The organism is Streptomyces radicis, from assembly GCF_003626575.1.
In the GTDB taxonomy this organism is placed as follows: Bacteria; Actinomycetota; Actinomycetes; order Streptomycetales; family Streptomycetaceae; genus Streptomyces; species Streptomyces radicis.
This window is the reverse complement of the sequence record NZ_RBDY01000009.1, coordinates 218,751-231,308: the sequence shown is the minus strand read 5'-3', so window position 1 is coordinate 231,308 and position 12,558 is coordinate 218,751. Positions and strand designations below refer to the sequence as shown.

The window sequence follows — 12,558 nt, the reverse complement described above, 5'->3', positions numbered from 1 at the left end:
ACACCGTCGAACGCGCGATCAACAGGATGAAGGCATGGCGGGGCATCGCAACCCGCTACGACAAGACCCCGGACAGCTACCTCGCCGGCCTCTACCTTCGCGCCTCGATGATCTGGATCAAGGACCTCACACGAGCCACCCCTTGAACACAACTAAATACGCTCCCTAGTCCGCGGCGCCCCGCACCCCTCGTGCACCACCCCCATCTCCGGAAACGAAGGAGCGGCCGATGGCTGCTGATGAACAGCGTCTGCGTGCGGCGGTGCTCGGCGCGGGCCTGATCGGGGTCGACCTCGCCGACAGGATCCGCCGGTCGGGGAAGCTGGAACTGGCCCTGGTGGCGGGCCGCGACCGAGACAGCCTGGGGCTGCGCCGGGCGGCTGAGATGGGCCACCCGACCACGGTCGGCGGGATCCGCGCCGTGGCGGACACCGGGCCCTTCGATGTGGTCTTCGACGCCACCAACGCCGACAGCCACGCCGAACACTGGGCGGCGCTGCGCCCGACCGGCACCACCCTGATCGACCTGACCCCCACGGGGCTCGGCACGGTCATCGTCCCAGGTGTCAACAGCCACCGGTCGGCGGCCCACCAGCACCTGAACCTCGTCAGCTGCGGCGGGCAGGCGGCCATTCCGGTCCTGTACGCCATCTCCCGGCACTGCACCCCCTCGTACATCGAGGTGGTCTCCACCGGGGCGAGCGCGAGCGCCGGCCGGGCCACCCGCCTGAACCTCGACCAGTACATCGCCACCACCTCCGCCGCGATCCGGACCTTCACCGGCGCCCAGGACGCGAAGGTGATGGTCAACCTCAGCCCTGCCCGGCCCGCCCCGCCGTTCCGGGTGGCCATGACCGTCCTCGCGGACGGCATCCGTCCCGCGGCGGTCCGCACGAGCATCGCGGCCGCCGCCCAGGCCGTGCGCGCCTATGCGCCCGGGTTCGAGGTGACCTCGCTGGCCGTGGACCCGGGCCGGATCGCCGTCGCGGTGGAGGTGACCGCCTCCGGCGGCCGCCTGCCCCGTCACGCCGGAAGCGTCGACATCATCAACGCCGCCGCCGTCCTGCTCGCCGAGCAGTCGGCCGCCGCCTCCCGATGAAGGGAACCCCCCGCCCGTGAACACACACCCGCCCGAGCGGCCCCGGATCCTCCTGCACGACCCGACCCTGCGCGATGGACACCACGCGGTCGGCCACCAGCTCGACGCCGACCAGCTCCGCGCCTACGCCACCGCCGCGAACGCCGCCGGAGTGCCGGTGGTGGAGGTCGGCCACGGCAACGGTCTGGGTGCCTCCAGCCTCCAGATCGGCCGCGCCAGGCTCGACGACGCCACGATGCTCACCACCGTCCGCGAGGCCCTCACCTCGGCGCGGATGGGCGTCTTCATGGCCCCCGGCTGGGGCACCTCCGGCGACCTGGCGGCCGCCGTCCACCGTGGTGCCGACGTCATACGGATTGCCGCGCACTGCACCGAGGCCGATGTCACCGAACGCCACCTCGGCGTCGTCCGCGACCTCGGCGCCGAAGCCCAGGGTGTCCTGCTCATGAGCCACATGACCGGCCCCGGCGAGCTCGCCGAACAGTGCGCCCTGATGGCGAAGTTCGGCGCCCAGGCCGTCGGCATCATGGACTCCGCCGGGCACTACCTCCCCTCCGAGGTCACCGGGCGCGTGCACGCCATCGCCGAAGCCGTCGACGTGCCGGTCATCTTCCATGGCCACAACAACCTGGGCCTGGCCGTGGCGAACAGCCTTGCCGCCGTGGATGCCGGAGCGGTCGTCATCGACGCCACCGCCCGCGGGTTCGGCGCCGGGGCCGGCAACACCCAGCTCGAAGTCCTCGTGGCCGTCCTCGAACGCCGCGGCATCGAGACCGGGATCGGCCTGCGCGAGGTCCTTTCCGCCGCCGATGTCGCCGCCGACCGCCTGATGAAGGCCCCGCCGTCCATCGACTCGATCGCCGTGGCCAGCGGACTCGCCGGGGTGTTCTCCGGCTTCAAGCGGCCCGTCCTGGAGAGCGCACGCGCCGAAGGCGTCGACCCCGTCGACCTGTTCCTCGCCCTCGGCGAGCGGCAGGTCGTCGCCGGGCAGGAAGACCTGATCGGCGACACCGCCCGGCAGCTGAAGGCGGCCACCCGATGACCGCCGCATCCGGAGTTGGTGGGAGGGCGGCCGTGGTCTGCGGAGTCGGCGCGGCGCTGCCCCCGCACATCGTCTCGAACGCCGACCTGACCGCACGTCTGGACACCACGGACGAGTGGATCCGCTCGCGGACGGGCATCGCCCGGCGGCACGTCGCCGGGAAGGACCTGTCCACGACCGACCTCGCCGTACGGGCCGCCGCCCAGGCTCTCGCCGACGGCGAACCGGTCACGGTGGAGGCCCTGGTGGTGGCCACGACCACCCCGGACCGCTGCTGCCCGGCCACCGCCCCCGCCGTTGCCACCCGACTCGGCCTGACCGGCATCCCCGCATACGACCTCGCGGCCGGCTGCACCGGCTTCCTCTACGCTCTCGCCACCGCAGCCGGGCTCATCGCCGCCGGCACCGCGCAGACCGCCTTGGTCGTCGGCGCCGACCGCCTCGCCGCCCTTCCCGCCCCTGGGGACCGCACGACCGTCCCGCTGTTCGGTGACGGCGCCGGAGCCGTGGTGCTGCGCCACGGCAGCGCGGACGAGGCCGGGGCGCTCGGGCCGGTGGTGCTGGGCAGCGACGGCACTGGCGCCGACCTGATCCGGGCGTCCTGCCCCGGCGCCCTGCACATGGACGGTGGCGACGTCTTCCGGCATGCGGTCGACCGCATGTCCACCGCGTCCCGCCAGGCCGCCATCGCCGCCGGGTGGGACCTCGCGGACGTCGACCGTCTGGTCCCGCACCAGGCCAACAGCCGCATCACCGCCTTTGTCGCCCGCCAGCTCGGCGTCCCCGACGACCGCCAGCTCAGCACTATCGCCGAGACCGGGAACACCGGCGCCGCGTCCATCCCCCTGCTCCTGGCCCGCTCTGCCGCCGACGGCCACCTCGAGCGCGGCCACCGCACCCTGCTCACCGCGTTCGGCGCCGGACTGACCTGGGGTGCCACCACCCTCACCTGGCCCGGCCACTGCCGCAGCCACCCACCGAAAGGAGCCCGACGTGACCGGTGACCTCACCCGCATCCTGACCGACGACCTCAAGCTGCCCGCCGACCGGCTCACCGACGACGCGAGCCTCGACGACGCCGGATTCGACTCCCTCGCCGTCGTCGAACTGTCCGTCCTCCTCACCGACCGCTACGGCATCGACATCAGCGACAGCGACATTTGGGACGCCGCCACCCTCGGCCAGCTCGACCTCCTCATCATCACCAGGCGCAGCGGAAGGTGACCACCCCCATGACCAGCAACAGCCACCGGCCCGGACGGGCCTGGATCATCACCCCCGGCCTGCGCGAAGACCGCTTCGCCAGCGCGCAGAAGTCCGGCGCCGCGGTCGCCGTCGTCGACATCGAGGACTCCGTCGCCCTCCCCGACAAGCAGACCGCCCGCACCGCCTCCGAAGCGTTCTTCGCCCTCCCCGACCCGCCGTGCACCCTCGGCATCCGGATGAACAGCCTCACGACGATCGACGGCATCAAGGACCTCGCCGCCCTTGCCGCCTACACCGCCCGGCCCGACCTCGTCGTGGTCCCCAAGGTGGAATCCCCCCGCGACATCGAACTCGTCGCCGCCGCGCTCGACGCCGACGGCTACACCCCCGACATCTGGGCGCTGATCGAAAGCCCCCGGGCCATCAGCATTCTCCCCGCGATCACGCGCGCGCCCCGGCTCGGCGGCGTCATCTTCGGCTCCGCCGACTACGCCGCCTCCGTCCGCTGCGGCCTGGGCTGGGACGCCCTCCACTACGCCCGCTCGGCCCTCATCAACGCCGCCACCGCCGCGCACGTCCCCGCTGTCGACGCCCCCACCTGGGACATCGACGACCCCGGCATCCTGCGCCGTGACGCCGAGCGGGCCAGGGAAATCGGCTTCTACGGCAAGGGCTGCGTCCACCCCCGCCACGTACAGGTGATCAACGAGGTCTTCACACCCACCGCTGAGGAGATCGCAAAGGCCCGCGCCGTCGTCGCGGCCGCCGACGCCAGCGGCGGAACGGTGACCACCGTCGACGGGCAGATGCGTGGCACCCCCTTCTTCAACGCCGCCCGCGCGCTCGTCGCCGAAGCAGACCGTACGTCATGAACCCCGGACTGCCGCACGGCTACCGCCACATCGGCGAGGACCGGATCCGCGAGAGTGTCGGCCTCTCCTACCCCGAACTCGCCCCCGGCCTGACCATCGAGCACCGCCCCGGCCGGACCGTCACCGAACTCGACAACCTGCTCGGCGCCGCCCTGAGCGGCAACGTCGCCCCCATCCACACCGATGCCCACTACAGCAGCCAGACCCAGTGGGGCCGCATCCTGGTCTGCTCCGGCGTCACCCTCAACCTCGTGGCCGGCATGACCGTCCGCAGCATCAGCGGCCTGACCACGGCCAACCTCGCCGTCGACCAGGTGCGCTTCACCGCGCCCGTCCACATCGGCGACACCCTGTACGCCGAGACGAAGATCCTCACCCGCCGGGCCTCCGAGAGTCGTCCGGACACCGGGGTCATCACCTGCCACACCACCGCCCACAACCAGGACGACACCAGCGTCCTGGCCTTCACCCGCACCTTCCTCGTGCCCCTGGACGCCGACGCCGTCCGCGACGCCACCCACTACTGAAGGCGGACCATGAACCAGCAGCTGACCTTCGCCCCGGCCGATGACGGGCTGTGGGAGCAGTACGACCAGCTCGCCACCCGCGCCTACGGCCACCCGATCGGCGACATCACCCACCTGCGCGAGCACGCCGACCTCCAGGTCGCCGTCCGCGGCGGCCGGGTCGTCGCCGGCGGCCTCGGCCTCCTCGTCGATCAGTTCTTCGGCGGCGCTCCCGTCCCCAGCGCCTGCCTCGGCGACGGCTGCGTGGCCCCCGAGGAACGCGGCAACCACCTGGCCACCGACATGACCACCGAACGACTGCGCCCTCTGATCGAGCGCGGAGCGGTGATCTCCACGATCAGCACCTCCTCCACCGGCTACGCCCGCCGCCTCGGCTGGGAAGCCCCCACTGGCGTCCTCGCCTGGGAGGTGGCCACCGACGACCTCAAACGCTCCTTCGCCACTGAGGGCTTCGAGGCCGAGCACGGACTGACCGACGAAGCCGAAGTCCTCCAACGCGAGCTCGCCCGCCAATGGAACGGCCCCGTCCACCGGCCCACTTGGTGGAACCGGTGGAAGCAGGACAAGAACAACCTCACCACCTACCGCTTCGCCCCGCCCGACCGCCCCACCACCGGCCTGCTCAGCCTCGCCACCGAACGACACGAGCGCCACGGCATGAGCCTGACCGTCCACGACTTCTGGGCCGACAGCCAGCCCACCGCCGCCGCCATGCTCACCTTCCTCGGCCACCACAACACCCGCGCCCACACGATCCAGTTCCGGCGCGGCGCCCTCCCGCCCTACCCCACCCTCCTCCACGGACTCCGCCACCACCGCACAACCGCCGAAGCCTGGCACCCCTGGATGCTCCGCATCCTCGACGTTCCCGCGGCCATCCGGCTCCGCGGGTGGCCCACCGACCTCACCACAGCCGTACCGATGGAGATCGAGAACGACACCGGCGACCGGGGCCGGTGGATGCTTCAGGTCGGGACCGGAGCGGCCGAGATCGTTCCCACCCACGTCGAGGGACAGGTGACCTTCACACGGCGCCAGCTCGCGGTCTGGTACGCCGGCGGCTACCGGTCCACCACCTCGGCCCGCATGGCCGGAGTCCACGCCGTATCGGAGAAGGCGCTCACGACCCTCGTCCGCAGCACGGCACAGTTCGAGCCCTGGCTGCCCGACCACTTCTAGGGCCCCGCGCGATGCCACCTCAGAAGAGGGTGGCCTCCTCGGGCGCGGGCAGCTCGTGGAGCAGCTCGGGGCCGTTGTTCCTGGCGTTGCTCACGGCGGTGGGCACGGGGTAGGCGCGGAAACGGCCTGGGGGCGGGGGCGCGAGCAGGCCGCGGACCTCGTCGGGGTCGGTGCGGCCCGGGTCGAGCCAGGCGTCCCAGCGCTCGGGCGGCAGCGCGAGCGGCATGCGCGGGTGGATGTCGGAGAGCGAACGCGGCGCCTCGGCCGCCTCGCCGATGCCAGCGGGGACCGGCAGCGGCTCGGTCTCGGCCTCGGTGGTGATCACGGTGCACGTGGCCCACCAGGCGCGCGGGTGGTCGTCGGGCAGCGTGCCGTCGCGCCAGAACTCGTACAGGCCCGCAAGCGCCATCACGCCGCCGTCGAGGGGCGTCACGAAGTACGGCTGCTTGCGGGGGCGCTTGCGCTTGCCCTTCTCCTCCTCGGCGCGCTCGGCCCGCCCGGTGACCCACTCGTAGTACCCGTCGGCGGGCAGGAGGCAGCGGCGGGCGGCGAACGGGCGGCGGTAGGCCGTCTTCTCGTGCACGGTCTCGGCCCTGGCGTTGATCATCTTGGCCGCGGACCCGGGGGACTTGGCCCACGAGGGCACCAGGCCCCAGCGCAGCACGCGCAGCTGGCGGACCGGCTCGGGGCCCGCGCCCTGCTCCCTCCGCGGGCGGTCGAGGACGGCGTACACCTCCTTGGTGGGCGCGACGTTCCAGTCGGCGGGGAGGGTGGCCTCGGGGTCCCAGCGCTCGACGTCGAACAGGCCCACCAGGTCCTCGGGCCGCCGGCTCGCCGCATACCGTCCGCACATGCCGCCACCCTAACGGCTCACCGGGGAGGGCGGCCCGGCGCGGGGAACGCGCGACCGGGGCCCCGGACTTCCGGGGCCCCGGCCTCAGACACGTCCCTGGGATGTCAGATCACAGGGGCGGGTAGGCGTTGGCCAGGAGCTCCTGGAACTGCGCGGAGAACCAGTGGCCCGACAGGGGAGCGTCGGGCAGCGCTCCCGACATGTTGTTGTTGTTGCGCGGGTTCCCCTCGTACGTGGGGTCGCACATCCGGTCGAAGCCCTTGCCCTCGTCGTTCGGGATCTCCTCGCTCGAACCGTCGGACTCGCCGGGCGGCTTGATCCACGCGTAGGCGTCGATGTCAGGGACAGGCGAAGCGGTGGGCCGCTCGCCCAGGCCCGCGCCCGACTGGTTGCACCAGTTGCCGGTCTGGATGCGGCCGTCGACGCGACTGCCCTCGACATAGGCGTTCACATCGGTCGTCGGGCCAGGGCCCGTCGGCCGGTCGGGGCCGCCCCACCCGTTGCGCGACGTGTCGATCAGCATGCCGATCTCGTCGTTGAAGCCCTGGCTGACCAGCTCGTCGCGGAAGGCGAGGGCGAACGACTGGTTGTCGATGTAACGGTTCCAGTCGACCCACTCCGACTCGCGCACGGGACGGCCGCCGACATTGTCGTCGATGCTGTAGTGCGGCTCGACGGACGGGCCGTAGTTGGCGGTGTTGACGATGAAGCCCGCGACATCGTCCACGGAGGCGCCGCCGGTGGTGGCGGTCTCGTGGAACAGCTCGGCCGAGGCGCCGAAGTTGTCGTCCCAGCCGATCCAGCCGTAGTGGCCCGCGTCGATGTAGTTGTAGACGTTCGGGATGGCGCCCAGCGCGTCGAGCGCGTAGGAGACGCCCTCGACGTAGTTGCCGTTGGCCAGCATCTCGTCGCACTGGTCGGTGGCCGTCTCGCGCGGGGAGACGTTGGTGATGAGGTTGGGCAGCGAGTCGATCTCGATGATCGTCACGATGCGGAGGTCCGCGTACGCCGGGTCGCCGAGGATCTCGGCGATCGGGTCGATGAACTCCTCCTTGTAGACGTCGATCTCGTCGGCGGCCAGCTCGCCGTTGGAGGCGAGCGCGGCGCAGTCGCGGCCCGGGAGGTTGTAGACGACGACCTGGAAGACGAAGTTCTCGTGCTCCTCGGCCTGGATCAGGGCGTTGTCCAGGTGCTCGCGCAGGCCCGTCGAGTTCCCCGCGGAGCCGCCGGTGATCGCGGCGCGGCGGTCGAGCCAGACCGCGGTGGGCTCGTCGGCGATGGCGTCGCCGCCGGGCTCGGCCGCGGCGTTGGCCGACCAGTCGGGGTTCACATAGACGCCCGCGCCCTCGTACGGGTTGTCCACCCGGTCACCCGGCGGGTCGGGATCGGGGCCAGGGCCGGGCCCTGGGCCGCCGTCGTCGCCGCACGCGACGCCGTTGACGGAGAACGCCGTGGGCGCGGCGTTGGTGCCGGAGTAGGTGAAGTTGCCGCCGGTGGAGACGGAGGCCCCCGGGGCGATGGTGCCGTTCCAGCCGGTGTCCTCGACGGTGACGGTCCGGCCCGACTGGGACCAGACGCCGTTCCAGCCCTGGGAGAGGCGCTGGTTGCCGGAGTAGGAGTAGGTGAGGGTCCAGCCACTGGCCGCGGTCGAACCGGTGTTGGTGATCGTGAGGTTGGCGGTGAAGCCCGAGCCCCAGTCGTTGGTGGAGTACCCGACCTCGCAGGCGAAGTCGGCCGCGGCGGCCGTTCCCTGCGTGAGGCCGCCGGCGCCCAGGGCGGTGGCGGCCAGGACCCCGGCCGAGAACAGGGCTCCGCGTCTGCGTCTCGGTGGGGGTGTGGTGCGGCTCATGGGTTGAGTCCTTTCGGAGGTTGCCGAGCCCGTACGGCGTGCGCGACGGGGTCGATGCGACCGGAGACGACGCCCGTCCTGACGTCCGAACTCTTGGAAGCGCTCCCACTGACTGAGGGGAAGGTAGCGCCAGTCGGGGCGGCCCGCCAGGGTTCCGTTCAAGAAATGTGTCGGCAAAGCGACCTGACACCGCAGTCAGGGCACGAAAATCACCCCCTCGACACGAGCCGCGTCAAAGCTCTTGACGCGTACCCGACTTGGTCACATTCTTGGGAGCGCTCCCACTGACTCTTCACTCGCGACCACGAACGCACGCAGTCTCCATGTGAACGAGAGAGCTCCATGTGAACGAGAGCCGCAAGGAGGGACCGCAACCATGCGTGTTCGCAGACGAGCACCGGCCGGAACGCCGCCGCCCGCGCCGCGGGAGCGCCGCCGCGGGAGCGCCGCGCGCCGGGGTCGCATCGCCACCGCCCTGGCCATGGCGCTTCCCCTGACCCTGCTGACCGGGGTCAACTTCACCGCCCAGGCGGCCGATCCGGCCTGCGAGGTCGAGTACAGCGCCAACGACTGGGGCTCGGGATTCACCGCCGCCCTCACCCTCACCAACGAGGGCACCGCGCCGATCGACGGCTGGACCCTCGCCTACTCCTACGCCGGGAACCAGCGCCTCTCCCAGGGCTGGAGCGGCGTCTGGTCGCAGTCGGGGCAGGCGGTCACCGTCGAGGACGCCGGCTGGAACGGCACGATCGCCCCGGGGGCCTCCGTCTCCACCGGGGCCAACTTCACCTACTCGGGCACCAACACCTCACCCACCGTCTTCTCCGTCAACGGCACGATCTGCGGCGAGGAGCCCGTCGACGACCCGGCCGTCGTGGCCACCCCGTCATCGGTCGCGCTCCAGCCCGGCGCCACCGGCACGTTCGGGCTGCGCCTGAACGCCCAGCCCTCGGGCAGCGTCACGGTGAGCGTCGCGCGCACCGCGGGCAACAGCGACGTGACCGTCACCAGCTCGCCCACGCTCACCTTCACGCCCTCGAACTGGAACGTCACCCAGTCCGTCACCGTGGCCGCGGGCACCGAGCAGACCGGGTCGGCGACGTTCACCGCCTCGGCGCCCGGGCACGAGCCCGCCACCGTCAACGTCACGGTGCTCGGCGGCGGCGACTCGGCGTACGAGGAGTACTTCCTCGAGCTGTACGGGAAGATCAAGAACCCGGCCAGCGGCTACTTCTCCCCCCAGGGCGTGCCCTACCACTCCGTCGAGACCCTGCTGGTCGAGGCGCCCGACCACGGCCATGAGACGACGTCGGAGGCGTACTCGTACCTGATCTGGCTCGAGGCGCAGTACGGCCGGGTGACCGGTGACTGGGAGCCGTTCAACGACGCCTGGGATGTCATGGAGGAGTGGATGATCCCCAGCGCCGACGAGCAGCCGACCAATGGCTTCTACAACCCGTCGTCGCCCGCCAGCTACGCCCCCGAGTCCAACGACCCCGAGGACTACCCGGCCCCGATCGACCCCGATGTCCCGGTGGGCGACGACCCGTTGGCCGGTGAGCTCGCGTCGACGTACGGCACCGACGACATCTATGGCATGCACTGGCTCCAGGACGTCGACGACGTCTACGGCTACGGCGACGCGTGCGGCGGGACGCCAGGTGAGCCGACCTTCATCAACACCTATCAGCGCGGCCCCCAGGAGTCCGTGTTCGAGACGGTGCCGCACCCGTCGTGCGAGGACTTCAGCTACGGCGGCGAGAACGGCTATCTCGACCTCTTCACGGGCGACGACAGCTATGCCGAGCAGTGGCGTTACACCAACGCGCCCGACGCCGACGCCCGCGCGATCCAGGCGGCCTACTGGGCGAACGTCTGGGCGGGCGAGCAGGGCAACGAGGCGCGGATCGCCGGGACGATCGACAAGGCGTCGCGCATGGGCGACTACCTGCGCTACGCGATGTACGACAAGTACTTCAAGGAGATCGGGAACTGCGTGGGCGCGAGCGCCTGCCCGGCCGCCTCGGGCAAGGACAGCGCGCACTACCTGCTGTCCTGGTACTACGCGTGGGGCGGCGCGCTCGACAGCTCCGCGGGCTGGGCCTGGCGCATCGGCTCGAGCTACGCGCACTTCGGCTACCAGAACCCCATGGCCGCCTACGCGTTGAGCAGCGAGGCCGACCTGGTGCCCGCGTCACCGACGGCCGAGGGCGACTGGGACATGAGCCTTGAGCGGCAGGTGGAGTTCTACCGCTGGCTCCAGTCCGACGAGGGCGCCATCGCGGGCGGCGCGACCAACAGCTGGGAGGGCCACTACGCCCAACCCCCGGCGGGCACCCCGACGTTCTACGGGATGTTCTACGACGAGAAGCCGGTGTACCACGACCCGCCGTCCAACCAGTGGTTCGGGATGCAGGCGTGGTCGATGCAGCGGATGGCCGAGTACTACTACGCCTCGGGTGACGAGCAGGCGGGCGAGGTCCTGGACACGTGGGTGGACTGGGTGCTCGACGAGGTCACCGTCGGGCAGGGCGGGGACTACGCGATCCCGTCCACGCTCGAGTGGAGCGGCGCGCCCGACACATGGGACCCGGACAACCCCGGGCCCAACGCCGACCTGCACGTCGAGGTCGTCAGCACGACGCAGGACGTGGGCATCACAGGCTCGCTGGCCAACGCGCTGTCCTACTACGCCGCGGCCACCGGTGACACCGAGGCGCGGGACACCGCGGCGGGGCTGCTCGACGGCCTCATGGCGAACTCCGACGCGCTCGGCGTCGCCGTCCCCGAGCCCAAGGACGCCTACGACCGGCTCGTCGACGAGGTCTACATCCCCGAGGGCTTCAGCGGGACCATGCCCAACGGCGACGTGATCGAGCCGGGCGCGACGTTCGACTCGATCCGCTCGTTCCTCCACGACGACCCCGACTGGCAGCAGGTCGAGGACTATGTCGACGGGGGCCCTGTGCCGACGTTCGAGTACCACAGGTTCTGGGCGCAGGCCGACATCGCGGTCGCGCTGGCGACGTACGCGAACCTCTTCGAGACGTAACACCGAGGCGTAACGCCGCATCAGGCGGCAGACCAGGACAGACAGGTGCCCCGGAGCGCTCGCCGCTACGGGGCACCGCCGTGCGTACGTGCGTACGCCGCTATCGTGTGCTGACCCCCACCGGTCCATCGCAACGAATCGGGGAGCCATGGACTACTGCACCACGTGCCGTCGGCACGTGAATGGCGCACTGATATGCCCCGGATGCGGCGAGTTGACCGCCTGGTCCACCGCCGACCGCGAACGGGACGGTGACGCACGGGACTTCACGGCGCCGCTCCCGGTGCCCGCCCCGCCGCCGCTCGACCTGCCCGAGGCCCCTGCCGCCCCTGCCGCGGGCGCCGACGCGGAGACCGCCGCGACCGGGCGCCCCACGCGGCACGCCGCGTCGCGCCGCACGGGCCGCCGCTATCTGCTGGCCGCGCTGCTCGGCGTCGTCGTGCTGGGCGTCGCCGTGGCCGAGGTCGGCGACGTCGTGATGCCGTCGAACGAGCCGTCGGGCGCCGACAGCGCCCTCGCCGCGGAGGACTCGCCCAGCGCGGAGGAGAGCGAGACGGGCGACGAGGACGCGGCGGACGACGCGTCGGGGAGCCCGACCGAGGACGGCTCATCGCCCACCGACCTCCCGGCGAGCGAGAGCGAGGAGCCGTCGGAGAGCCCGAGCGAGGACGGCGCGAGCGAGAGCCCCGTCGAGGAGGAGGGCTCGGTCGAGACGCCCGACGACCCCGGCACCAGCGGGCCGCCCCCCACGGACGACGACACGCCGCCGCCCACGACGGAGGAGCCCGAGCACTCGGACCCGCCGTCCTCCTCGCCGCCGCCCGACGAGGATGAGGAAGAGGACGACGACGACTGCTTCCTCTTCATCTGCGTCTGAAT

At 71.7% G+C, this 12,558-nt stretch carries 11 protein-coding genes; 9 read left to right on the top strand and 2 right to left on the bottom strand.

Annotated elements, in window-relative coordinates:
* The first annotated feature begins 229 nt into the window (after nucleotides 1–229).
* Genes D7318_RS15260 through D7318_RS15230 form a run of 7 tightly spaced genes read left to right on the top strand, consistent with a single transcriptional unit; the run spans nucleotide 230 to nucleotide 5,925 of the window.
* Nucleotides 230–1,099 carry an acetaldehyde dehydrogenase (acetylating) gene (locus D7318_RS15260; protein ID WP_120697627.1) on the top strand — a complete coding sequence of 290 codons (870 nt, stop codon included), beginning with the start codon at nucleotides 230–232 and terminating at the stop codon, nucleotides 1,097–1,099.
* Between the two features lie 16 nt (nucleotides 1,100–1,115).
* Entirely contained in the window at nucleotides 1,116–2,141 is a 1,026-nt protein-coding gene (gene dmpG, locus D7318_RS15255) for a 4-hydroxy-2-oxovalerate aldolase (protein WP_120697626.1), read from the top strand.
* Nucleotides 2,138–3,145 carry a beta-ketoacyl-ACP synthase III gene (locus D7318_RS15250; protein ID WP_120697625.1) on the top strand — a complete coding sequence of 336 codons (1,008 nt, stop codon included), beginning with the start codon at nucleotides 2,138–2,140 and terminating at the stop codon, nucleotides 3,143–3,145. The genes dmpG and D7318_RS15250 overlap by 4 nt, the downstream gene beginning before the upstream one ends.
* Nucleotides 3,135–3,365, top strand: a complete 231-nt coding sequence (locus D7318_RS15245) for an acyl carrier protein (protein WP_183091418.1) — start codon at nucleotides 3,135–3,137, stop codon at nucleotides 3,363–3,365. The genes D7318_RS15250 and D7318_RS15245 overlap by 11 nt, the downstream gene beginning before the upstream one ends.
* An 8-nt stretch (nucleotides 3,366–3,373) precedes the next feature.
* Nucleotides 3,374–4,219: an HpcH/HpaI aldolase/citrate lyase family protein gene (locus tag D7318_RS15240; protein WP_120697649.1), complete on the top strand. Its 846-nt coding sequence runs from the start codon at nucleotides 3,374–3,376 to the stop codon at nucleotides 4,217–4,219.
* Nucleotides 4,216–4,746, top strand: coding sequence for a MaoC family dehydratase (locus D7318_RS15235; protein ID WP_120697623.1), 531 nt, complete (start codon nucleotides 4,216–4,218; stop codon nucleotides 4,744–4,746). The genes D7318_RS15240 and D7318_RS15235 overlap by 4 nt, the downstream gene beginning before the upstream one ends.
* A 9-nt stretch (nucleotides 4,747–4,755) precedes the next feature.
* Nucleotides 4,756–5,925, top strand: a complete 1,170-nt coding sequence (locus D7318_RS15230; RefSeq protein ID WP_120697622.1) for a GNAT family N-acetyltransferase — start codon at nucleotides 4,756–4,758, stop codon at nucleotides 5,923–5,925.
* Nucleotides 5,926–5,944: 19 nt separating this feature from the next.
* Here the strand turns inward: D7318_RS15230 and D7318_RS15225 are convergent, their stop codons facing one another.
* Both D7318_RS15225 and D7318_RS15220 read right to left on the bottom strand, forming a co-directional pair.
* The gene (locus tag D7318_RS15225) at nucleotides 5,945–6,778 is read right to left on the bottom strand and encodes an SOS response-associated peptidase (RefSeq protein ID WP_120697621.1); all 834 of its coding nucleotides are present in this window, start codon (nucleotides 6,776–6,778) and stop codon (nucleotides 5,945–5,947) included.
* Nucleotides 6,779–6,887: 109 nt separating this feature from the next.
* Nucleotides 6,888–8,627, bottom strand: coding sequence for a glycoside hydrolase family 6 protein (locus D7318_RS15220; protein ID WP_120697620.1), 1,740 nt, complete (start codon nucleotides 8,625–8,627; stop codon nucleotides 6,888–6,890).
* Between the two features lie 376 nt (nucleotides 8,628–9,003).
* Between D7318_RS15220 and D7318_RS15215 the strand changes: the two genes are divergently transcribed.
* Nucleotides 9,004–11,679, top strand: a complete 2,676-nt coding sequence (locus D7318_RS15215) for a glycoside hydrolase family 48 protein (protein WP_120697619.1) — start codon at nucleotides 9,004–9,006, stop codon at nucleotides 11,677–11,679.
* A gap of 148 nt (nucleotides 11,680–11,827) precedes the next feature.
* Entirely contained in the window at nucleotides 11,828–12,556 is a 729-nt protein-coding gene (locus D7318_RS15210) for an SCO2400 family protein (RefSeq protein ID WP_456243336.1), read from the top strand.
* Nucleotides 12,557–12,558 lie beyond the last annotated feature (2 nt).